18 protein-coding genes, 1 tRNA gene and 2 pseudogenes are annotated in these 21,855 nt (G+C 62.2%); 12 read left to right on the top strand and 9 right to left on the bottom strand.

Annotated features, from left to right (window positions below; translation table 11 throughout):
• Window position 1 precedes the first annotated feature (1 nt).
• From ACSKB8_RS21350 to ACSKB8_RS21335, 4 genes are read right to left on the bottom strand one after another with little or no spacing between them, the layout of a single operon-like run.
• Window positions 2-1,228, bottom strand: coding sequence for a CaiB/BaiF CoA transferase family protein (locus ACSKB8_RS21350; RefSeq protein WP_438106167.1), 1,227 nt, complete (start codon window positions 1,226-1,228; stop codon window positions 2-4).
• Complete coding sequence (locus ACSKB8_RS21345) at window positions 1,225-1,695, bottom strand: MaoC family dehydratase (RefSeq protein WP_370987565.1); 471 nt, start codon at window positions 1,693-1,695, stop codon at window positions 1,225-1,227. The genes ACSKB8_RS21350 and ACSKB8_RS21345 overlap by 4 nt, the downstream gene beginning before the upstream one ends.
• Before the next feature lie 19 nt (window positions 1,696-1,714).
• On the bottom strand, window positions 1,715-2,101 hold the full coding sequence (locus ACSKB8_RS21340) for a VOC family protein (RefSeq protein ID WP_128945180.1): 387 nt from the start codon (window positions 2,099-2,101) through the stop codon (window positions 1,715-1,717).
• A gap of 4 nt (window positions 2,102-2,105) precedes the next feature.
• Window positions 2,106-3,050, bottom strand: a complete 945-nt coding sequence (locus tag ACSKB8_RS21335) for a ketopantoate reductase family protein (protein WP_438106165.1) — start codon at window positions 3,048-3,050, stop codon at window positions 2,106-2,108.
• 102 nt (window positions 3,051-3,152) lie between these two features.
• On the opposite strand from ACSKB8_RS21335, the pseudogene ACSKB8_RS21330 reads away from it, so the two are divergent.
• The 7 genes and pseudogenes from ACSKB8_RS21330 to ACSKB8_RS21300 all read left to right on the top strand — a co-directional run bounded on the left by ACSKB8_RS21330 (window position 3,153) and on the right by ACSKB8_RS21300 (window position 11,750).
• Window positions 3,153-4,132, top strand: a pseudogene (locus ACSKB8_RS21330) (LysR family transcriptional regulator).
• A gap of 441 nt (window positions 4,133-4,573) precedes the next feature.
• Window positions 4,574-5,866, top strand: a pseudogene (locus ACSKB8_RS21325) (AMP-dependent synthetase/ligase); the annotation flags it as partial.
• Between the two features lie 675 nt (window positions 5,867-6,541).
• Window positions 6,542-7,327, top strand: coding sequence for an ABC transporter ATP-binding protein (locus ACSKB8_RS21320; protein ID WP_438110609.1), 786 nt, complete (start codon window positions 6,542-6,544; stop codon window positions 7,325-7,327).
• 9 nt (window positions 7,328-7,336) lie between these two features.
• Window positions 7,337-8,266 (top strand): branched-chain amino acid ABC transporter permease, encoded by a 930-nt coding sequence (locus tag ACSKB8_RS21315; RefSeq protein ID WP_438106163.1) that lies wholly within the window; start codon window positions 7,337-7,339, stop codon window positions 8,264-8,266.
• A 14-nt stretch (window positions 8,267-8,280) separates the two neighbouring features.
• Complete coding sequence (locus ACSKB8_RS21310; protein ID WP_128932296.1) at window positions 8,281-9,408, top strand: branched-chain amino acid ABC transporter permease; 1,128 nt, start codon at window positions 8,281-8,283, stop codon at window positions 9,406-9,408.
• A gap of 101 nt (window positions 9,409-9,509) precedes the next feature.
• Window positions 9,510-10,835 carry an ABC transporter substrate-binding protein gene (locus tag ACSKB8_RS21305; protein WP_438106161.1) on the top strand — a complete coding sequence of 442 codons (1,326 nt, stop codon included), beginning with the start codon at window positions 9,510-9,512 and terminating at the stop codon, window positions 10,833-10,835.
• Between the two features lie 75 nt (window positions 10,836-10,910).
• Window positions 10,911-11,750 (top strand): ABC transporter ATP-binding protein, encoded by an 840-nt coding sequence (locus ACSKB8_RS21300; protein WP_438106159.1) that lies wholly within the window; start codon window positions 10,911-10,913, stop codon window positions 11,748-11,750.
• Between the two features lie 166 nt (window positions 11,751-11,916).
• Here ACSKB8_RS21300 and ACSKB8_RS21295 read toward each other — a convergent pair.
• From ACSKB8_RS21295 to ACSKB8_RS21275, 5 genes are all read right to left on the bottom strand, one after another.
• A tRNA-Lys gene (locus tag ACSKB8_RS21295) sits at window positions 11,917-11,992 on the bottom strand.
• Between the two features lie 168 nt (window positions 11,993-12,160).
• On the bottom strand, window positions 12,161-12,757 hold the full coding sequence (locus ACSKB8_RS21290; protein WP_370987557.1) for a Spy/CpxP family protein refolding chaperone: 597 nt from the start codon (window positions 12,755-12,757) through the stop codon (window positions 12,161-12,163).
• A gap of 192 nt (window positions 12,758-12,949) precedes the next feature.
• On the bottom strand, window positions 12,950-13,951 hold the full coding sequence (locus ACSKB8_RS21285) for a TRAP transporter substrate-binding protein (protein ID WP_091878846.1): 1,002 nt from the start codon (window positions 13,949-13,951) through the stop codon (window positions 12,950-12,952).
• 282 nt (window positions 13,952-14,233) lie between these two features.
• Window positions 14,234-15,796: a 2-isopropylmalate synthase gene (locus ACSKB8_RS21280; RefSeq protein WP_091878849.1), complete on the bottom strand. Its 1,563-nt coding sequence runs from the start codon at window positions 15,794-15,796 to the stop codon at window positions 14,234-14,236.
• A gap of 396 nt (window positions 15,797-16,192) precedes the next feature.
• Window positions 16,193-16,459, bottom strand: a complete 267-nt coding sequence (locus tag ACSKB8_RS21275) for a hypothetical protein (RefSeq protein ID WP_091880278.1) — start codon at window positions 16,457-16,459, stop codon at window positions 16,193-16,195.
• A 176-nt stretch (window positions 16,460-16,635) separates the two neighbouring features.
• On the opposite strand from ACSKB8_RS21275, the gene ACSKB8_RS21270 reads away from it, so the two are divergent.
• The 5 genes from ACSKB8_RS21270 to ACSKB8_RS21250 all read left to right on the top strand — a co-directional run bounded on the left by ACSKB8_RS21270 (window position 16,636) and on the right by ACSKB8_RS21250 (window position 21,855).
• Window positions 16,636-17,886 carry an SMP-30/gluconolactonase/LRE family protein gene (locus tag ACSKB8_RS21270; RefSeq protein ID WP_438106157.1) on the top strand — a complete coding sequence of 417 codons (1,251 nt, stop codon included), beginning with the start codon at window positions 16,636-16,638 and terminating at the stop codon, window positions 17,884-17,886.
• A 102-nt stretch (window positions 17,887-17,988) separates the two neighbouring features.
• Window positions 17,989-19,089, top strand: a complete 1,101-nt coding sequence (locus tag ACSKB8_RS21265) for an NAD(P)/FAD-dependent oxidoreductase (RefSeq protein WP_438106156.1) — start codon at window positions 17,989-17,991, stop codon at window positions 19,087-19,089.
• Window positions 19,090-19,146: 57 nt separating this feature from the next.
• Window positions 19,147-19,467 (top strand): hypothetical protein, encoded by a 321-nt coding sequence (locus ACSKB8_RS21260; protein ID WP_438106154.1) that lies wholly within the window; start codon window positions 19,147-19,149, stop codon window positions 19,465-19,467.
• 165 nt (window positions 19,468-19,632) lie between these two features.
• Complete coding sequence (locus ACSKB8_RS21255; RefSeq protein ID WP_438106152.1) at window positions 19,633-20,880, top strand: ABC transporter substrate-binding protein; 1,248 nt, start codon at window positions 19,633-19,635, stop codon at window positions 20,878-20,880.
• Window positions 20,881-20,979: 99 nt separating this feature from the next.
• Window positions 20,980-21,855: a branched-chain amino acid ABC transporter permease gene (locus tag ACSKB8_RS21250; protein ID WP_438106150.1), complete on the top strand. Its 876-nt coding sequence runs from the start codon at window positions 20,980-20,982 to the stop codon at window positions 21,853-21,855.

The raw sequence follows: 21,855 nt of genomic DNA, 5'->3' as shown, positions 1-21,855 counted from the left end.
CTTACTCCTGCACTGCAGTTTCGTTGTAGAGAACACCGTCTCGCACCATCGCGTCGATGGTTTGGGCCGACAGGCCCAGCGACTCTGCAATGTGGCGATTGTCCTGGCCGAGCAGTGGTGCTGGAGTGCGCACCGTGATGTCGCAGCTGGAGAAGCGGAAGGGCAGGTTCGGCAACGTCACCCTGCCGAGAACAGGATGCTCCTGCTCGACCAGCATGCCACGCGCGTGGATCTGCGGATCCCTCACGACCTCTTCGATGGTCTGCACAGGAGCGGACGGCACACCTGCTTGCTCGAGTGCGGCAAGACAGGCATCCCGAGACGGCTGCGACAGCGTCCAGTTGCGCACAATTTCCATCGCCTCGGCATAGTGGGCGTTCCGCGCGGCAGGCGTGGTGAAGCGTTCGTCGGATGACAACCTGCTTCCTCCGATCAGCGCCGCCAATCGTCGCCACGCATCATCGACTTGCGCAGCGATGACAAGATTGCCGTCCTTGGCCGGAAAGACCCCGTAAACGGTCGAGTCCGGCTGGCCGCTGCCGGTCTGCTTCGGCAGGTCGGTACCGCCGGAAAGGAAGTAACGCTGAACCGCATAGTCGTGCATCGACACCATGCAGTCGTACAGCGCCAGATCGATATGCTGGCCGCGGCCGGACGACGCGCGGCCGACCAGCGCTGCATTGATGGCAGCCACACCGTGAATGCCGGTATACATGTCGGCCAGTGGCATCCGCAGCAGCGGCGGCGCTTCACCGGGGGAGCCCAGTTGCGCCAGAGCGCCCGACATCGCCTCTGCGATCAGGCCGAAGCCCGGACGGTCGGCATAGGGACCGGTGTGGCCATAGGCGGAGACCGAGCAGTAGATCAGTCCGGGCTTCCGCGTCGATAGCGCCTTGTAACCGAGCCCGAGGCGCTCGAGTGCGCCGGGGCGGTAGTTCTCGATGAAGACGTCGGCTGTGTCGACCAGCTTCATCATCATGTCGAGACCACGCGTGTCGCGCAGATCGATACACAATCCCTGCTTCCCCATGTTCTGCTGCAGGAAGTAGCCGGATTGTCCGTCCTTGAAATACCCATGGGCGCGGCCCGCATCGCCTGCCTTCGGACGCTCCACCTTGATGACGTCCGCGCCCATCGCGGCGAGGCAACGGCCCATGAACGGGCCTGCCAGGAAATGGCTGTAGTCGATGACGCGAATGCCTTTGAGCGGCAGATCTTGCGTGCTCATGCCTGCTCTCCTGCGGCGTTGGTCTTCGGCCGCATCGGAATCATCAGCCGATGCTCGCCTAGCTGCACCACTTCGCCGCGCTGGTTGATGAGCTCCGAGGGCAGCACCACGATGCCCCACCCGTCACGCTTCGTGGCGCGCATCGAACCAACGCGGAACTTCACGTGCACGGTGTCACCGAGCTTGATCGGTAGCTTGAAATCCCACGTCCAGCCCAGCGACATTCCCGGAAGGAAACGGTAGTCGGCACGGGTCTTCAAACCGTCGGCCAGCGACAGACCGAACAGCCCGTGCGCGACGCGCGTGCCGAACGGTGTGGTCTTGGCGTATTCCTCGTCGACATGGACCGGCGTGAAATCACCCGTCAGTTCGGCATAGGCATTCACCATCGCTTCGGTGACCGTCACCGAGGGGGTGACGCATTCGTCACCGACCCTGGCATCGTCCCAGTAGCGCTCACCGGTCATGTCGCGTCTTCCTCTAACTCTAGGCACGGGGATTGATCGCCAGGGCGGCTTCCACGGCGCCTGCACTGGCTTGCAAGATTTCGACGTTGAGCCCGCCCGGTAGCTCGAGCCAGTTCGGCCCGGCAGGCAACGCCTTGGCGCCCCACGCGGCCGCACGGGCGAGCACACCTTCGTAATCGTCGACCATGATGCCGAGATGGGCGAGACGCCCCTCTGGTCCCACGAAGTTCGGATCTTCGATGAGTTGCACGCTTCCGAGCACCCACACCTGACGTGGGCGCGCGCCATCGGCGGGTTGCTCGTCGCGAATGGCAAGACCAAGCACCTCACGAAAGAAGTCGACGTGACGATCAACGTCAGGCACACGGATGGCGACGTGTTCGACATAGGCACGGGGCGGCGACATCGTCTCAGGACCTTCCAGGATAGTCGCTGCGGGCGTATTCGATGCCCTTGACTAACGCGACGAGGGTGGAATTTACGGGAGTTGGGACGTTGAGCCTGGAACCCCAACGCACGACGGAGCCGTGGATGTAGTCGACCTCGGTCAGGTTGCCGGACTGCAAACTCTGCAACATCGACGTCTTGAACTCGGGCGGTAGACCAGCGGATGCCATCGTCCAAGCGCGTCGCGGATCGGTGATCGAGATCTTCACGCCGGCCGCCTGCGCGACCGCGATGCCCTCTGAGATCGCGGCCAGCGCGCAATCTTCCAGGATCGGCAGCGAATAGAGACCGCCATAAGTCAGCCCGGTAACGGCAGTGATTCCTCCTCCGGCGACATTGATGAACAACTTGTCCCACATCGTGCCCAGAATGTTGTCGCTGAGCAGCGTGAGAATGCCGGCGCGATTGAACGTCTCGGAAATTCGCTGAGCGCGTTCCGTCAGGTGTCCATCAAGTTCACCGATGATGGTTTCCTTGCCGATGACCCCGGAGCGAACACGACCGGGGCCAAGCAGCACACCGCCAACGTAGGTCTTGCCGGCCATGACCCTGTCACGCCCCACTTCCTCCGCAAGGATATCCTCGTGACCAAGACCGTTTTGAAGCGACATCACGACCGTCTGCGGCCCGATGATCGGCGCTGCCGCCCGGATCGCATCCCGCGTGTGATAGGATTTGACGAGGACGATGACGAGGTCCGCCACGATGCCGACCTGGGTCGCGGAGGTGCAGGCAGAGACCTTCACAACGGTCTCGGCGTCACCTTCGAGCATCCGGAGACCATCGGCATTGATCGCGTCGACATGAGCCTGGAACGGATCGATCAACCAAACCTCGGCACCGCCGCGTGCCAGCGTGCCGCCGATGGTCGAGCCCAGGGCTCCCGCTCCGATAAAGCAGATCCTCATCCGAACGCTTCTCCCTCGCCCATTTTGGCGTTGGAAGCGTGGTAGCAGGCTGCCCGGTATTTGGATATGCTATGATCCTTATAACCATTATTGCAGAATGCAATGAAGCACCGGGACCTCTCCGAGACGAACCTGCTGGAGCCGCGCCTGCTCCGGCTCTTCGATGCATTGTTCACCACGGGTAGCGTGACCAAGGCAGCCGATAAGCTCGGTCAGAGCCAGCCGACCATTTCGATCTGGCTGGCGCGCCTGCGAAAGGAACTGGACGATCCGCTCTTTATCCGGTCGGCGGAGGGAATGCTGCCGACTCCGCGCGCCGAGGCTCTCATCGGCACGGCCAGACAGGCGTTGGAGATGCTGCGTCGTCTGGCAGAGCTTCGCCCGAGTTTGATCCGGCGACTGCAAAGCGCCGCTTCGTCATCTGCATGACGGATGCGAGCCACATCACGCTGCTTCCGGCCATCCTCGCCTACGTTCGTCGTGTTGCTCCGGGCATCCGCATCGAGGCGGCGCAGATCGGCGGCGATACCCCACGAATGCTGCAGTCTGGCGAGGCCGATCTGGCGCTCGGCTACATCTCGGACCTCGACGCTGGGCACTTCCAACAGGCACTCTTTCCGCAGGATTGGGTCTGCTTGGCGAACGCAAAACATGCCCGGATCCGCGACCGCATCACCGCAAAGGATTTCAGGCGTGAGGCGCACGTCCTCATTCGCTCCGGCACCGGACATCAGTTGCTCGCGGCCGCGCTACAGGAGCAGCGGATAGTCCTCGACGTTGCGCTTGAGCTGCCGGGCTTTTTGGGGTTACCCGCAATCGTCGGAACGACTGACCTGATCGCCACCCTTCCAAGGCACATCGGCGAAACGTTGGCTCACTATTACGGACTGCGCGTGCTCGACTGCCCGCTGGCGATCGTCGGCTTTACGGTGAAGCAATATTGGCACGCCCGCTTCCATCACGATCCGGCAAGCCAATGGCTGCGTGACGTGTGCGGTGAGCTCTTTCAACAGCAGGAAGTACGGGGTCTACATCGTTCCGGCCGGCCAAAGAAACGACGGCCCCGCGCTTTGCCGTCGTAGTCGACCGTTTATTGAGGGCGGAAGCTAAACGTTCGGTTTGCGCAAAAAGGCTGCCGATGTCATGTATCCGGCCCTCGAAGCCTCGGTTGGTCAGGGCGGCAAGGCAGCCCTCCACCGCCTTCGCAGCCGACCAATGCCTACGCAGAATAGGATTTTCCCTGTCGGAATGGAGCGCAGCTTCAATATCGCAACGCAACATAAATCTGGACGCTCGAGTTTAGCCGTCAATACCGCAATCGGTTATTGGCAGGCGGCCCCCTCAATGACCCACCGCGGGGACGGTCACGACAATCTCGGCCCGGCAAAACCGGGACTTGTAGGACTTTCGAACCGTTGTAATGTTGGAACGTGCGGCGTTCGCATGGCTGCTTCCCATAAAGGGCGCGGCGTCACCATAAGCAGGCGCGAACCAACGCGTCGGTTTTTGGGATCGAGAGCGACATGGCCGATGGCGGATCGTTTGATACGTTCCCCAAGTTGCTTCTGCGAAATGCGACGCAGTTCGGCACGCGTCCGGCGTTTCGACACAAGGATCTTGGCATTTGGCAGACGTGGACGTGGGCCCAGGTTGCTGCGATCGTCCGGGCTTACGCCGCGGGCTTGCATCGACTTGGACTGCAGCCAGGAGACAAGATCGCGGTAGTGGGTTCCAACCGACCGAAGCTCTACTGGACCATGATGGCAGCGCAGGCGCTGCAAGCGATTCCGGTTCCGGTTTACTCGGACGCAGTGGCTGAAGAGCTTGCTTTTGTTCTCGCGCACGCTGAGGTGAGCTTTGTTGCAGCACAGGATCAGGAGCAAGTGGACAAGGTCTTGTCCGTATGCGAGCGAGTGCCGCATCTTCAAAAGATTCTCTATGACGAGTCGCGCGGCCTTGATGGCTACGCGGACAGCCGGCTGATCGCAATCCACGATGTCATCGAGGACGGTCGCGCAGCGCTTACGGCGGATCCGGCGCTCTGTGGACAGATCGATGAATTCGTCCGGCAGGGTGATGGTTCTGACATCGCGGTCATCCTCTACACCTCGGGAACGACCGGCGCGTCGAAGGGCGTCGTGCTGTCGACGCGAGGCTGCATTGACGCCGCGTCGGACACCACCAGGTTCGACGGACTGGCCGACCACGACGTGGTGTTCGCATATCTGCCGCTGGCCTGGGTGGGCGATCATTACCTCAACTATGTGCAAGGCCTTGTCGCTGGCTTCTGCATGGCCTGTCCCGAGAGTAGTGAAACGATCGAGCAGGATCGGCGCGAGATCGGACCGACCTTCTATTTCGCGCCGCCGCGTGGTTTCGAGGCCATGCGGACGCGCCTGATGATCCGCATGGAGGACGCTGCGCCTGTCAAGCGTCGAATGTTCAACTACTTTCTCGACGTGGCGCGCCGGTATGGCGAGCAGGTGTTGACCGGAAAACAGGTGCCGCTGCGGGGCCGGTTGCTCTATGCGCTCGGGCGCTTGCTGGTCTACGAACCTCTCAAGAATGTTCTCGGCCTGTCCCGGGTGCGTGTCGCGTACACTGCAGGCGAAGCCATCGGTCCGGACTTGTTCGCATTCTACCGCTCGATCGGACTAAATCTGAAGCAGCTCTACGGCCAGACCGAAGCCTTCCTGTACGTGACGTGCCAGCCTGATGGCGAGATCTACCCCGATACGGTTGGTCCGGCGGCCCCGAACGTCGACATCCGCATTGCGCAATCGGGCGAAGTGCAATTTCGCTCGCCCGGCATGTTCGTCGGATATTTCAAGGATCAGGCGAAGACCGCGGAAACCATGACATTCGACGGTTACGTCAAGACCGGCGATGCGGGCTTTTTCGACGAGAAGACCGGACATCTAAAGATCATCGATCGGGCGAAGGACGTCGGCTGGCTGGCTGACGGCACGATGGTTGCGCCGAAGTACCTTGAGAACAAACTGAAGTTTTTTCCCAATATCAAGGAAGCGATCACTTTCGGCGACTCAAGAGAGTTTGTTTGCGCCATGATCAACATCGACCCGGTCGCTATCGCGAATTGGGCGGAGCGCAACAATATCGCCTATGGCTCCTATCAGGAGCTTGCCGGGCATCCGCTGGTCTATGACATGGTAGCGAAAGACGTTGCCGCGGTGAACCACTCTCTCGTCAAGGAAAGGGTGCTGGCGGGCGCTCAAATTCGTCGCTTTCTCATTTTGCACAAGGAACTCGACGCAGATGACGGCGAATTGACCCGCACGCAGAAGGTGCGTCGCCGGTTCATTGCCGAGCGCTATGCGCCACTGGTCACCGCACTCTACGACGGCTCGCATGAGGCCGACATTTCCACTGAAGTCACTTTTGAGGATGGCCGCAAGGGCACTATCGCGGCTCGTGTCAAGATCCGCGACATGCAGGCCACTGGTTCGGCGGAAATCTTTGGGGAAGGCAGCATGAGAGCGCCGGACACGAACGAGATCCTGCTTCAAGTCGAGGGCGTAGCACTGGCCTTCGGCGGCGTCAGGGCGCTGAGGGACGTTTCGTTCAACGTGAGAAAAGGCGAAATTCGAGCCATCATCGGCCCCAACGGCGCCGGCAAGACCTCAATGCTCAACGTCATCAACGGTTTCTATCACCCTGATCGTGGCACCATCACCTTCAAGGGGCGCACCCGGGCCAGGATGCAGCCTTTCGAGGCCGCCCGCGGCGGCGTCGCGCGCACCTTCCAGAACGTCGCCCTGTTCAAGGGAATGAGCGCGCTCGACAACATCATGGCTGGCCGCACGTTGAAGGTGCGCCGGGGCCTCTTATGGCAGATGCTGCGTTACGGCCCTGCTCTGGCAGAGGAAGTCGAGCATCGGCACCGGGTCGAGGAGATTATCGACTTCCTGGAGATCGAATCGATCCGCAAGGTGCCTGTCGGGCGCTTGCCATACGGCTTGCAGAAGCGCGTCGAGCTTGGTCGCGCTCTCGCCATGGAGCCCGACCTTCTTCTCCTCGACGAGCCCATGGCAGGGATGAATCTCGAGGAGAAGGAGGACATGTCGCGGTTCATTATCGATGTGAACAGCCATTACGGCACAACGATCGTGCTGATCGAGCACGACATGGCTGTGGTCATGGATCTATCGGATAGAGTGGCGGTGCTCGATCATGGCGTAAAGATCGCCGACGGCACGCCGGACGAGATGAGGGAGAACCAGGCCGTCATCGACGCCTATCTTGGCGTCGCACACTGAGGTGCGTTCGTGATCGCATTGGGTCAGTTTCTCGAGGTCCTGATCGGCGGATTGATGTCCGGCGTGCTCTATTCGCTGGTCGCCCTCGGCTTCGTGCTGATCTTCAAGGCATCCGGCGTTTTTAATTTTGCCCAGGGTGCAATGGTATTGCTCGCGGGATTGGCGCTGGTTCGCTCGCTCGATCTCCTCGTGGCCAACGGCTTCCCGCTTTGGGTTGCGATCGTTCTCGGCATCGGCTTTGCCGCCCTGATCATGGCGACAACGGCTTGGCTGATCGAGCGGTTCGTGATCGGACCCCTCATCAACCAGGACGCCCTCACGCTGTTCATGTCCACCATCGGCGTGACATTCGTTCTCGAGGGCGCGGCGGAAATGATCTTCGGATCGGATGTTTATCCGTTGCGGCTATTCCCGACGGACGCCTGGTTCGTGTTTGAGGGCCTCTTCCCGGGTGGAATTCTGATCAACAAACTGGACGTCTGGGGTGCATTGATCGCAGGCATCCTGGTCGCCGGCCTCGCGATCTTCTTTCAGCGTACCAAGACCGGTCGCGCACTCAGGGCTGTGGCCGATGACCATTTGGCCGCGCACTCGGTTGGGATTCCAATCAGTTGGATCTGGTTCGTGGTCTGGCTCGTTGCCGGTCTCGTTGCGCTGGTTGCTGCGACCGTGTGGGGCACCAAGCTTGGTGTGCAATTTTCCATCACCTTTCTCGCGCTGAAGGCTCTGCCGGTCCTGATCATCGGGGGCCTCACCTCCATTCCGGGAGCCATCGCCGGCGGGCTCATTGTCGGGGCGGGTGAGAAGCTTGCAGAGGTGTACCTCGGGCCATCTATAGGCGGCGGTATCGAATATTGGTTTGGCTATGTGCTGGCGTTAACAGTGTTGCTTGTGCGGCCGCAGGGTCTGTTCGGCGAGCGGATCATCGAGCGTATCTGAGACAGGAGCTAGCTTTGCTTTATCGTGAGGTCGGCCAATTCAAGACAACCTACGCAGAGGATATGGCGATCTTCCCGATCCGTCAGGACCGCATTGCGCTCGCGATCTTGCTCGGCATCGCTTTCATTGGGGTGCCGGTGCTGGCCAGCTTCCACATCTGGCCGTTTGGTAGCGAGTATCTGCTGTGGGCGATTCTGCTGCCCTTCCTGATCCTCGCACTCGCTGCCATCGGCACAAACATTCTCGTCGGCTATTGCGGCCAAATCTCGCTCGGCAGCGGTGCGTTCATGGCCATTGGCGCCTATTCCGCCTACAAGCTGGCGACAGGCGTTCATGTCCCGCTCACCTCGCATGGCTTCGCGATTTCGATCCCGCCTTTGCCCGTATTGGTATCCATTCTGCTTGGCGGGTTCATGGCGGCGGGTGTCGGAATCCTATTCGGGATTCCCAGTCTGCGGATCAAGGGCCTCTATCTTGCGGTTGCAACGCTCGCGGCGCAGTTCTTCTTCGACTGGGTATTCCTGCGGGTGCCGTGGTTCACCAACTACGCCCCGTCAGGGTCGGTCAATGCGCCGGAACTGAATTTCTTCGGTGTGGTCGTTCGCACGCCGATCGAACGCTATCTGCTGTGCCTGATCTTCGTCACGGTGATCGCGGTCTTGGCGAAGAATCTCGTCCGCGGCAACCTTGGCCGACAATGGATGGCAATTCGCGATATGGATATCGCTGCCGAGCTGATCGGCATCCGGCCACTCTATGCAAAGCTCACCGCCTTCGCGGTCTCTTCATTTATCATCGGCGTGGCGGGCGCACTCTGGGCGTTCGTTTACCTTGGCTCATGGGAGCCGCTCGCGTTCTCGATCGACCGTTCGCTCGAGCTCTTGTTCATGGTGATAATCGGTGGGCTGGGATCCATCATGGGCCCGTTCGTCGGAGCGGCGTTTATCCTCATTGTGCCGATCATGCTGAACGTCCTTCCAACCCAGCTCGGCGTGCCGCTGTCGACGGAAACGATCACTCACCTGCAGTTCATTATCTTTGGGTCGTTGATCTGCTATCTTCTCATCAAAGAACCCCATGGGTTCGCCCGGCTGATATCAATCGGCAAGGAGAAGCTCAGACTTTGGCCGTTTCCCTATTGAAGTTGCGATCGCGCCTCGAGCGGATGGCGGCTGTTGACAAAGGAGGAAGGAAACAATCCCCCGAACGGAAAAAGAGGGGCTCAAAGGAGGAGAATATCAACATGGCAAGTAATGCACGCAATGTACTGATACTGGCGGCCGCGTTGTCGGGCGCGGCGTTTAGTGCACCGGCCGCAGCGCAAAACGAGCAGTTCATCCCAGTTCTGTCCTACCGGACCGGCCCGTACGCTGTGAACGGAGCGCCCTACGCAAACGGCGTTGTGGACTATTACAACCTGATCAATGAGCGTGACGGCGGTATCAACGGCGTCAAGATTCTGACCGAAGAATGCGAGACGAGTTACGCGACCGACAAGGGCGTTGAGTGCTACGAGCACCTCAAGGGCAAGGGGCCGACCGGCGCGGCCTTCATCAACCCGCTATCGACCGGGATCACCTTTGCGCTCACCGAGAAGACCGCGACCGACAAAATCCCGATCATCACGATGGGGTACGGCCGTGCCGATTCCAAGAACGGCGCGGTGTTCGCCTACAACTTCCCATTGCTCGGCACTTACTGGTCGGCGGCGGATATCGCGATCCAGCATGTCGCCAAGGAACTCGGTGGCTTCGACAAGCTGAAAGGCAGGAAGATTTCGCTGCTGTATCACGACAGCCCCTATGGCAAGGAGCCGATTCCGATGCTGCAGGTGCTGGCGCAGAAGTACGGCTTTGCGTTCACCTCGATCCCGGTCACGCACCCCGGTGTCGAGCAGAAGTCGCAATGGCTGGCGATCCGCCAGAATCGACCGGACTATGTCCTGGTCTGGGGCTGGGGCGTCATGAACAGCACGGCAATCAAGGAAGCGGCAGCCGTTGCCTATCCGCGCGAGAAGATGATCGGTGTTTGGTGGTCGGGCGCAGAGCCCGACGTGACGCCGGCAGGCGATCAGGCCACAGGTTACAAATCACTGATGCTTCAGCATGGTGCTGGCAGGTTTCCTGTCCATGCTGACATAGAGAAATACGTCTACGCGAAAGGCAAAGGTTCAACGGAAACTGGCAAGGTCGGCGAAGTTCTCTACAACCGTGGCATGGTCAACGCCATGCTCGGCGTGGAGGCGATCCGGAAGGCGCAGGAAAAGTTCGGCAAGAAACCGCTGACGGGCGAGCAGGTCCGTTGGGGGCTGGAGAACCTCATCCTCACCGATGCACGCATCAAGGAACTCGGATTTGAGGGGATGTTGAAGCCGGTCAGCATTTCCTGCTCCGATCACGAGGGTGCGCGCTACGGGCGCGTTCAGCAGTGGGATGGCAAGGCCTGGAAAGTAATCTCCGACTGGTACACGGCAGACGAATCGCTCATTGAACCGCTCGTCGCCGATGTGTCCGCGAAGTATGCCGCGGAGAAGAAGATCCAGCCGCGCGACTGCGCGAAAGAAACCTGAACCAGTCTGAGTGATCCGGGAGGCAGGTTTGCCTGCTCCCGGATCCCCGAAGGTGCAACTGTCTGGAGGTCTGCCGTGTCAACCCCCAAGGTCGCTCCGGCGACGGAAGCGGCAGCTCCGGTTCTGTCGGTCAACAATATCGAGGTTGTCTACGATCACGTCATCCTCGTGCTAAAAGGCGTATCGCTGGAGGTTCCGCGGGGCGGCATAGTCGCGCTTCTCGGCGCCAATGGTGCCGGCAAGACCACGACGCTGAAAGCGATCTCCAATCTGCTGCATGCAGAGCGTGGCGAAGTCACCAAGGGCTCGATTCTGTTCGACGGCGTCGAGGTGAAGTCCCTGTCGCCGAGCGATCTGGTGCAGCGCGGTTGCATCCAGGTGATGGAGGGGCGACGTGCCTTCCCTCACCTCACGATAGAAGAGAATCTTCTGACTGGCGCCTTCACGCGCAAGGACGGCAAGTCGGCGATCACGCAGGACCTTGAGCGGGTCTATGCCTATTTCCCCCGCCTCAGAGAGCGACGTGGTTCCACCGCCGGTTATACGTCAGGCGGTGAACAGCAGATGTGCGTGATCGGGCGCGCGCTGATGTCGTGCCCGAAGATGATCCTGCTCGATGAACCTTCGATGGGCCTTGCGCCGCAGATCGTGCAGGAGATCTTCGAGATCGTAAAGGATCTCAACGTCAAGGAAGGCGTTTCCTTTCTTCTCGCCGAGCAGAACACCAATATGGCGCTCAAATACGCGAGCCACGGCTATATCCTCGAAAATGGCCGCGTGGTGATGGACGGCGAGGCACGGGCGCTCGCAGCAAATGAGGACGTCAAGGAATTCTACCTTGGCGTTGCCGGTGACAGGCGAAAATCATTCCGCGACGTGAAGCACTACAAGCGTCGCAAGCGCTGGCTCGGATGACGCAGAGCGATCGGCTCCGCTCGTCGGGAATGCATGCAACCCAGCGTCCGCCAACAGGCTCAAAGAAAGGATTTTGGCGGCTACCGAATGCGGACTGGACCACGTCCAGCCGCTGACCGCTTGTCGGAATGGCTATCGCGAGGGGTACCCAAGCCATTGAAAGGCTTGGTGGGCGCACCAGGGCTCGAACCTGGGACCCGCTGATTAAGAGTCAGCTGCTCTACCAACTGAGCTATGCGCCCGAAAGGCGGTTAAGGCCTTGCGAGGCCGGTCGTTTAGCAAAGCGATCCGGGTATGGCAAGCGATGGGACGCAAGTTTTCCAAGGCTTCGTCCACACGTCCAAAAAAGCGAAAAGCCGCCGGATTCCTGCGGCTTCGCCAGGGTTAATCCCGGGACAGTCCGGCCCCCCTCAGAGCCGGCCTTCGCCGTCCCGGTCCGAACCGCCGTCGCGGTCGAAACGGTCACGATGGAAGTGCTCCATGCCGCGCTCCATCATGCGGTCCATGCCGCGTTCCATGAAGTGGCGGGGCGGCCCGTCTTCGCCGCCGCCGAATGGGCCGCGGTGGCGGGTCAGCACCGCGAGGCGCCGCTTCTGGCCCTCATCCAGCGTCTTGTAGAGCGGATCGGCGGCATCGGCGATCTTCTTCAGGGCGGCGGAACTGGCGCCCATGTCCTCGGCGCGCTGGCGCAGGCGCGCAATCGGATCCTCCGGCTTGTCGGTATCGCCCGGGCCGGCATTCATCCGCGCATTGGCGCGGTCGATGCGCAGCTTGGCGAAATCGCGCACGGCGGCCTCGACCGGCGGCCACAGCTTCTCCTGATCGGCATTGAGCTTCAAGCCGGCATGGACGGCGGCGATCCGCGCGTCGACGAAGGCGGCGCGGTCCTCGGGGTTCATGCGGATGTGATGGAAGCGCTCCATCCACGGGCGATGATATTGAGCATAGACCACGCCCGAGCCGGCGATGCTGAGCACGGCAATGGCAGCGATGGTGAACTTCCTCATACGGACCTCCTCTGGAAGGATGCCCCGAGGATGAGCGCGGTGCGGCTGACGCGCAACTTACAACTTGGACAGGAAGCGGCGTTCTTACGACGACGCAACGCCTGATTTTACCGCCAGCCACAATCAGAAATCATTCGCAACAAAAAGGCTTCCGTGCAGCTCGCACGGAAGCCCCTTCATCGTCTTTCCAGATCAGTTGGTCGTGCTCTTGGCTTCCTTCAGGAATTCGTCGATCAGCGGCTGGCCGACGCGGCTTGCGGCGTCCTTGTAGACCGGCTCCATCGCCTTGCGCATCGCCTCGTCCTGCTCGCCCGTGAGCTTGATGATCTCGCTCTTGCCGCTCTTCTTGATCTCGGCGAGCGCGTCGTCGTTCTCCTTCTGCGACTGCGCGTTGCTGAAGGCGGTTGCCTCCTTCATCGCCTTCGAAAGCTGGTCGCGGATGTCGGCCGGCAGATCGTCCCAGAACTTCTTGTTCACGATCACGACGTAGCCGATGTAACCGTGATTGGTCTCGGTGATGTACTTCTGCACCTCGTGCATCTTCTGGGTATAGATGTTCGACCAGGTGTTCTCCTGTCCGTCGACGACGCCGGTCTGGAGTGCCTGGTAGACTTCCGAGAACGCCATCACCTGCGGCAGCGAGCCGAGCGCCTTGAACTGGGCCTGGAGCACGCGCGAGGACTGGATGCGGAATTTGACGCCCTGATAGTCGGCAGGCGAGATCAGCTTCTTGTTGGCGCTCATCTGCTTGAAGCCGTTATCCCAATAGGCAAGTCCCGTGATGCCCTTGGCGTCCAGGAGCTTGAGCAGCTTTGCGCCGAGCGGGCCTTCCGTCACCTTCCGCAGCGTCTTCAGGTCGGGAAGGATGTAGGGCAGATCGAACACCTCGAACTCGCGGATGCCGAGCGGACCGAATTTCGAGTTGGACGGCGCCAGCATCTGCACGCTGCCGAGCTGGAGCGCCTCGAGCTCTTCCTTGTCCTTGTAGAGCGTCGAGTTCGGATAGACTTCGACCTTGACCTTGCCGCCGGTGTACTTCTCGGCGAGCTCCTTGAATTTCTCCGCCCCCTTGCCCTTCGGCGTGTCGGTGGCGACGACGTGGCTGAATTTGATGATGATCGGGTCAGCGCTGGCGGGGCCGACAAGGCCCAAGGCCAAAGCCGCGACGGAGGCCGCGATCGCAAAGGTGCGCATAATCTCTCCCTGGTGTTATTGGGCCGCCCGGCATGCCGAGCGGCCTATCCTCATGCCGACAGCATCAATACAGGCCGGCAGCCTGCACGGCTATTGGCCGTTAGCAGGGCAGGTATTCATGGTGAATGCCGCGAGCATCGCTGCGCCCTCTCCCGCTTGCGGGAGAGGGTTGGGGAGAGCTCCCTGTGAGAACGGAGCCTTCACCTGCCTCGCTCCGGCGCGCAAGTGCGCTGCCGAGCGCGTCGGCCTCTCCCGCCAGCGGGAGAGGCGAAGTCAGCTGCGTCAACTCGCCGCTGCCGCCGTCACCGTATCGCGCTGGCGCTTCATGACGATCTTGTTGAGCGCGCCGAGATAGGCCTTTGCGGAGGCCACCAGCGTATCCGGGTCCGCCGCACGCGCCGTCATCGAACGGCCGTCCTGCGACAGCCGCACCGAGACCTCGGCCTGTGCGTCGGTGCCTTCGGTCACCGCGTGAACCTGGTACAGCTCGAGTTTGGCCTCGTGCGGCACCAGGCGCTTGATGCAGTTGAACACCGCGTCGACCGGACCGTTGCCCTCGGCCTCCTCGATCTTGATCTGGCCGTCGACGTCGAGCTTCATGGTCGCGCGCTGCGGGCCATGGGTGCCGGCGATCACGGTCAGCGAGGTCAGCTTGATGCGGTCGTGCGAGGCCGCCATCTCCTCGTCGACCAGCGCCTCGATGTCCTCGTCGTAGATGTCCTTCTTGCGGTCGGCCAGCGCCTTCATCCGCGTGAACGCATCTTCCAGCTGGTTCGGGCCGAGCTTGTAGCCCATCTCCTCCAGCTTGTGCACGAAGGCATGACGGCCGGAATGCTTGCCCAGCACCAGCGAGGACTGCTTCAGGCCGACCATCTCCGGGCGCATGATCTCGTAGGTCGAGGCGTCCTTCAGCACGCCGTCCTGGTGGATGCCGCTCTCATGCGCGAACGCGTTCCGGCCGACGATGGCCTTGTTGTACTGCACCGGGAACGAGGTCGCCGCCGATACCATCTTCGAGGCGCGGGTCAGCTGCGTGGTGTCGATCTTGTTCCAGTACGGGAATTTGTCGTTGCGCACATTGATCGCCATCACGATCTCTTCGAGCGCCGCGTTACCGGCGCGCTCGCCGATGCCGTTGATGGTGCACTCGACCTGGCGCGCGCCGCCGACCACGCCGGCCAGCGAGTTCGCCACCGCCATGCCGAGGTCGTTATGACAGTGCACGGAGAACACAGCCTTGTCCGAGTTCGGCACGCGCTCGATCAGCGTCTTCATGAAGTGGGTGTATTCCTCCGGCACCGTATAGCCGACGGTGTCGGGGATGTTCACCGTGGTGGCGCCGGCTTTGATCACGGCCTCGACGATACGGCACAGAAAGTCCATCTCGCTGCGGGTGCCGTCCTCGGCCGACCATTCGACGTCGTCGATCTGGTTGCGAGCGCGCGCGACCATGGCGACCGAGGTCTCGATCACCTGCTCCGGGGTCTTGTTGAGTTTCACCCGCATGTGCAGCGGCGAGGTCGCGATCACGGTATGAACGCGGCCGCGCTTGGCGAACTTCACCGCCTCGGCGCAGCGGTCGATGTCGGCCGGATGCGCGCGGGACAGGCCGGCGATCACCGAATTCTTGGAGCGGCGGGCGATCTCGCTGACCGCCTGGAAGTCGCCTTCGGAGGTGATCGGGAAGCCGGCCTCGATGACGTCGACGCCCATATCGTCCAGGAGCTCGGCGACCTCGAGCTTCTCCTCGAAGGTCATGGTGGCGCCGGGGCACTGCTCGCCGTCGCGCAGCGTGGTGTCGAAAATGATGACGCGGTCCTTGTCGGACTTGTTCACGGTGGCCATTCCAAATTTCCTTTTGAGCTTTTGCGCCGTTCAGTCTGCTGGGCGCTTGAGGTGTCTGGTGATCTCGACCAACCCCTGAGCGCCCAGGCGCGTGGCGCCCAGCCGGCCCTCAGGGGCAGCTAAGAAGAAGCCCGCCAAGAAGGAGGGTGGGCAGCGCGGCCGGGATCGCGGCGGCGGCCACAGCCACCTCCCCCGAAATCCCATCGATTTGGCCGCGAATCAGCATTGCCAGACCCTTTTGAGCCCACAATCCTCGGTCAAAACCGTTGACGGTTGGTTGCCGGGGCTCGATACGGCCGTTTCTAGACGAGAAACGGCCACAACTGCAACGCCAAAAGATGGTCAGGGGAGCTGACCTAGTAGAGGGGAATTTGTAGGCCAGCGCGCGACCGCCGGCTATCCGGTGCCGGTGCGACGGGCGCGGGCCCTGCTTTCCCAGCGGTTCAGCATCTGGCCAAGCTCGCCGGTGGTAACCACGGCGGCGCCGGCGTTCGTGATCTCGTTGGTGTTTGCCGGCGCGTGGGCGGAGAGCCAATCCGGCTCGGTGTACTCGCGCCAGCGGCGTGCCTCCGCGCGCCTTTTGCGAGAGACGTAGTCGCGCGTGAAGTAGCCGGCCGCAAATGCGATCGCGAGCAGAATGACCAGGACGACAAATTGCACAATGAGCTCCGGCTTTATCCCTGTCAGCCTCCAATCCAAACGCATTCGAAGGTGACGAAATTGCGACCCGCCTCGCGCAGCGGTTTCGATTCCACCCCTCGCAACCGGTTGCGGACCGCATTAACCTCCGCCCCGCTCGGCCGGATCAACCGGCCAGCGAACATGATCGGGAGGACGCGATGACACGCCAAGAGGCTCGTGACGGAGAGCAGCGTGACCACGATGGTGCGCTTTCACGACGAACACTTGTCCAAGGAGTTTTACAAGGGCTTGCGCTCGGCGCCGCCGCCACAATGGCTGGAGCCGGCTCCGCGCTGGCGCAGGCCGGCCCCGCCGCACCGCCGACGACGATCACCACCCCGCCGCGCGACTTCGGCCCCAGTGGCGCGCCGACCACCTATTTCTGGGACCCCGACATCATCGCCGTCGATCCGTCCTTCAACGATCTCGCGCAGCCCAACACCGCGATCAAGCGGCTCTACACCGGTGTGCTCTGGGCCGAGGGCCCGGCCTGGAGCGCGCAAGGACGTTATCTGCTGTGGAGCGACATTCCCAACAACCGTCAGATGCGCTGGAGCGAGGACGACGGTCGCGTCAGCGTGTTTCGTGCGCCGTCCAACAATTCCAACGGCAACTCATTCGACTTCCAGGGCCGCCAGCTTTCCTGCGAACACCTGACGCGTCGGGTGACGCGTTATGAGCATGACGGCACCGCCACCGTGCTCGCGGACTCCTATCAGGGCAAGAAGCTGAACTCGCCGAACGACATCGCCGCGCATCCCGACGGCAGCTACTGGTTCACCGATCCGCCCTATGGCGGCCAGCTCTACGAAGGCGAGCCCGATGTCGCAGGTGGCCCGAGCAATGCAGGCGGCAAGCTCAATCCGCGGATCGGACAGCCGGCCGGCTTCGTCGCAGGCAAACGCGAGTTGCCGACCAACTGCTATCGCATCGACCCCTCGGGCCGCATCGACCTCGTCGTCACCGAAGACCAGGTGCCAGATCCGAACGGCCTCTGCTTCTCACCCGACTACAAGAAGCTCTACATCGCCTCGACCGGGAAGGGACCGGGCGACACCGGAGCGGGCGGCAAGGGCGAGATCTTCGTGTTCGACGTCGGCAGCGACAACAAGCTCTCCAACCTCAGGAAGTTCAGCGATTGCGTGATCGACGGCGTGAAGTGCGGGCCCGACGGCTTGCGCTGCGACGTCAACGGCAATGTCTGGGCCTCCAGCAATGCCGGCCGCGCCGTCGGCTACAACGGCGTGACGGTGTGGTCACCGGACGGCAAGCTGCTCGGTCGCATCCGCCTGCCGGAAGTGTGCGGCAACATCTGCTTCGGCGGCCCCAAGCGCAACCGCCTGTTCATGGCCGCGAGCCAGTCGCTCTACGCGGTCTACACGGCGACACAAGGCGCTGGGCCGGGCTGAAGCGGCGCGACGCAGTCCACGAGACGGCGCCGGCGCGCCCTGCCGGCGCCGAATTGTTTTGATACTCCTCTCGATGCGAGAGGGACTATCAGGGAAGAAGCCATGTGCGTTGTCATCTGCGGCGGCGGCGTGATCGGCGCCTGCACCGCTTATTTCCTCGGCCGCCTCGGCATCGACGTCATCGTCGTCGAACGGACCGAGGTCGCGGCCGCCGCATCCGGCAAGGCCGGCGGATTCCTGGCGCTCGACTGGTGCGCCGACACGCCGCTCGATGCGCTGGCGCGGCGCAGCTTTGCGCTTCATGCGCGGTTGCCGGACGAGACCGCTGGTGATTGGGGCTATCGCCGCATGAACGCCTATAGCGGCTTCGTCGTGTCCGATGCTGATGCGCACCGTGATGCGCCGGCCGCGCTCGGCTGGCTCTCCAATGGCGTCGTCATCGCGCACCGCCTCGGCACGACTGAGACGACCGCGATCGTTCATCCGCGCAAGTTCACCTCCGCCATGATGAACGCGGCCCTCGCGCAAGGCGCCGAGCTTCGAACCGGACGCGTCACCGGCATCGTTCGCGATGCGAACGGCACCGCGCGCGGGGTCGAAATTGACGGCCGCACCCTTGAGGCGGATGCGGTAGTGATCGCCATGGGACCTTGGTCGCTGCTCGCCGCACAATGGATGAGCCTGCCTGCGGTCTACGGCCAGCGCAGCCCGAGCATCGTGTACGACACCGGCGCGGACGTGCCGGCGGATGCGCTGTTCCTGGAATATGATGAGAATGGCAGCGCGGTCTCGATCGAGGTTTTCCCGCGTGCCGACGGCAGCACGCACGTCACTGCCTTCTCCGACATCGCGCCGCTGCCGCTCGATCCCGCAGCCGTGACGCCGGACCAGGACGCGATCGCTCGCCTGCAGGCGATCTCCGAACGGCTGTCGCCCGCGTTTCGCGCCGACAGGATCATCGCGCGGCAGGCCTGCTTCCGTCCGGTCACGCAGGACGGCTTGCCGCTGATCGGCAAGGTGCCGGGAAGTGAGGGCCTCTACGTTGCGACTGGACATAATGTCTGGGGCATCCTCAATGCGCCCGCGACCGGCGAAGCGCTGGCGCAGCTGATCGCGCATGGCGCAGCAGGCGATGTCGACCTGTCGCCGTTCGATCCCGCCCGGCTGCGCCCGCTCGATCCGTCGCTGCTAAGGGCGCGCTAAGCCGCGCCGGAGAACGCGGCCTCCGCTTCGCTGCGCAACCGGTCCCGGCGTTTCGAGATGGCTGACGAAGACGTCGCTGATGCGGAGCAACTCGCGATTGGACAAGCCAGAGAGATCGCCGATGTCGAACAGCATCGCACGGCGTCCGAACCTGAAGTCGACGAGCAGGCCGGGATCGGCGAACGGCTCGTTGACGAGGCGGCATTCAACCAGCTGGACCATGCTTTAAGACCTTCCCGCGCGGCGCGGCATTACCACTGGACGCCCGTGGCGGGCGATGATCAATGGCTGCTCGCAGTGCGGGCGTTTCGGGTCGACACTGACGATCGCAAGGCCGAGCGCATACAGCATGGCGATCGACGAAATCTGCATGCCTGATCCCGAAGCAGCGCTTGCAACTGCAATACCAGCTGTTTGCGCAGCGCTAGACTTTAGCCGGCTCTCACAATCCCGAATGCAGTTTCACTTGCCGAGAATGTCATCGCCGTTATAGTCCCGCCCCAATAGCTCGTAAGAGGCTTATTAAAAGGGAGAAAGAACAACATGAAAACCATACTCTCTGGTGCATTGCGGATGGTCCTCGGCGCAGCCTCACTCGGCGCGCTGATGACCGCGTCGAGCGCGGCACTTGCGGTAGACCCGATCAGGATCGGCGTGATCGCGGAGGCGCAGGCGATCGCCGGCGCATCGATCCCGCAGGCGGCGCAGCTCGCAGCCGACGAGATCAATGCGAGCGGCGGCGTCGACGGCCGCAAGATCGAGATCATCTCCTACGACAATCACTCCTCCTCCGCAGATTCGGTGCGCGCGTTCCAGCGCGCGGTGAACGAGGACAAGGTCAACGCGGTCATCGCCAGCTACATCAGCGAGGTGGTGCTGGCGCTGGAGCCCTGGGCCTCGCGTCTGAAGACGCCGTTCGTGACGCCCGGCGCGGCCTCCAACGAGATCAGCAAGAGCGTCCACGCCGACTACGAGAAGAACAAGTACACCTTCCATGGCTATCTGACCTCGGCCGCGCTGGCGCTTTCGGTCTGCGACGCCGCCAAGGATCTGCTCGTCGACAAGATGCATATGAAGTCGGCGGTGATCATGAGCGAAGACGCCGCCTGGACCAAGCCGCTCGACGTCGGCTACGAGGAATGCCTGCCCAAGGTCGGGCTGAAGGTGCTCGATCACATCCGCTTCTCGCCCGATACCACCGACTTCACGCCGATCTTCAACAAGATCGAGGGCTCCAAGCCCGACGTGATCATCACCGGCATCTCGCATGTCGGCGTGCAGCCGACGGTGCAGTGGAAGAACCAGCAGGTGCCGATCCCGATGTTCGGCATCGCCTCGCAGGCGACAAACGAGACCTTTGGCAAGGACACCAATCAAGCGGCCGAAGGCGTGCTCTACCAGGGCGTCTCCGGCCCTGGCGTCGCGGTGACGCCGAAGTCGGTGCCGTTCGCGGAGAACTTCAAGAAGAAGTACGGCAACTATCCGTCCTATGCCGGCTACACCGCCTATGACGAGGTCTACTACATCGCCGATGCCGCCAAGCGCGCAGGCTCGACCGACGCCGACAAGCTGGTCGCGGCGCTCGAGAAGACCGACTGGGAAGGCACGATCGGTCGCGTCCAGTTCTACGGCAAGGACGATCCGTTCACGCACTCGATCAAGTACGGCAAGGGCCTGATCACCGGACTGATGCTGCAATGGCAGAACGGCAAGCAGACCGCGGTCTGGCCGAAGGACGTCGCCAAGACCGACGTCAAGTTCCCGAGCTTCATCAAGCTCACCACGAACTGATCGGAACAGCTCCCGGGCTCTTTCCCCGGGAGCTTCCACATGCGGCTTCCGCAGCACCTTTTCTCCAAGAGGCAGCCAAGACTGCCTGGCCAACCATAGATGCAAGCATTCCAGATATTGATCGATGGCTTTGCCATCAGCGCTCTCTACGCTCTCGGTGCAACCGGCTTCACGCTGATCTTCGGCGTCTCCGGCGTGCTCAACCTCTCTCACGGTGCCATCATGGTGGCCGCAGCGGTGGCGGCCTGGGCCGCCGTCAGCATCCTCAATGTCGGCACCTATGCCGGCGCGCTGATCGGCGTCGGCGTCGCACTTCTCACCGCTTTTGCCACCTATTTCGCGGTGGTGAAGCCGATCCAGGATTCGCGGCGCATCCCGAACGAGGAAAAGGAGATCTTCGTCCTCACCGGCACCCTGCTGTGGGGCATCATGATCCAGGAGCTGATCGCCTATTTCTTCACCAACAACGCCAAGACCGTGCTGCCGATTGTCGACGGCGTGGTCGAGATCCTCGGCGTCCGCACGCCGCGCAACGAGATTTTCACGGCGATCGTCTGCTGCCTGGTCATCGCGCTGCTGTGGCTCCTGGTGAACCGCACCCGCACCGGTAAGGCCGTGCTGGCGGCCTCGATGAACCCACGCGGTGTCACCCTGCTCGGGCTCGAGCTCACCAACATCTACATCGTGGTGTGGGCGATCTACGGCATCCTCGCCGGCATCGCCGGTGTGCTGCTCGGCATGTTCTTAGGGGTCAGCTCCTACAGCGTCGGACCGCTGACCGCGAGCGCGTTCTCGATCGTCGTGCTCGGCGGCCTCGGCAGCGTCTCCGGCTCGCTGATCGCGGCCTTCGTGGTCGGCTATCTCGAGACCCTGACGGCCTACCTGCTCTCGCCGGCCTACCGCACCATCCCGGCGCTGCTGCTGCTCGTGTTCGTGATGTACATCCGGCCCCAGGGCCTTCTGGGGAGGCGCTGA

It is taken from the genome of Bradyrhizobium sp. BR 1432, assembly GCF_051547705.1.
GTDB lineage: Bacteria > Pseudomonadota > Alphaproteobacteria > Rhizobiales > Xanthobacteraceae > Bradyrhizobium > Bradyrhizobium zhanjiangense.
The sequence above is the reverse complement of the archived record's forward strand: the minus strand, read 5'-3'. Positions and strand labels throughout refer to the sequence as shown.

Coding starts and splice junctions, on each gene's coding strand:
- ACSKB8_RS21350 (WP_438106167.1), bottom strand. CDS start 1,228: ATGAGCACGCAAGATCTGCCGCTCAAAGGCATTCGCGTCATCGACTAC.
- ACSKB8_RS21345 (WP_370987565.1), bottom strand. CDS start 1,695: ATGACCGGTGAGCGCTACTGGGACGATGCCAGGGTCGGTGACGAATGC.
- ACSKB8_RS21340 (WP_128945180.1), bottom strand. CDS start 2,101: ATGTCGCCGCCCCGTGCCTATGTCGAACACGTCGCCATCCGTGTGCCT.
- ACSKB8_RS21335 (WP_438106165.1), bottom strand. CDS start 3,050: ATGAGGATCTGCTTTATCGGAGCGGGAGCCCTGGGCTCGACCATCGGC.
- ACSKB8_RS21320 (WP_438110609.1), top strand. CDS start 6,542: ATGAGAGCGCCGGACACGAACGAGATCCTGCTTCAAGTCGAGGGCGTA.
- ACSKB8_RS21305 (WP_438106161.1), top strand. CDS start 9,510: ATGGCAAGTAATGCACGCAATGTACTGATACTGGCGGCCGCGTTGTCG.
- ACSKB8_RS21290 (WP_370987557.1), bottom strand. CDS start 12,757: ATGAGGAAGTTCACCATCGCTGCCATTGCCGTGCTCAGCATCGCCGGC.
- ACSKB8_RS21285 (WP_091878846.1), bottom strand. CDS start 13,951: ATGCGCACCTTTGCGATCGCGGCCTCCGTCGCGGCTTTGGCCTTGGGC.
- ACSKB8_RS21280 (WP_091878849.1), bottom strand. CDS start 15,796: ATGGCCACCGTGAACAAGTCCGACAAGGACCGCGTCATCATTTTCGAC.
- ACSKB8_RS21270 (WP_438106157.1), top strand. CDS start 16,636: ATGACACGCCAAGAGGCTCGTGACGGAGAGCAGCGTGACCACGATGGT.
- ACSKB8_RS21265 (WP_438106156.1), top strand. CDS start 17,989: ATGTGCGTTGTCATCTGCGGCGGCGGCGTGATCGGCGCCTGCACCGCT.
- ACSKB8_RS21260 (WP_438106154.1), top strand. CDS start 19,147: ATGGCTGACGAAGACGTCGCTGATGCGGAGCAACTCGCGATTGGACAA.
- ACSKB8_RS21255 (WP_438106152.1), top strand. CDS start 19,633: ATGAAAACCATACTCTCTGGTGCATTGCGGATGGTCCTCGGCGCAGCC.
- ACSKB8_RS21250 (WP_438106150.1), top strand. CDS start 20,980: ATGCAAGCATTCCAGATATTGATCGATGGCTTTGCCATCAGCGCTCTC.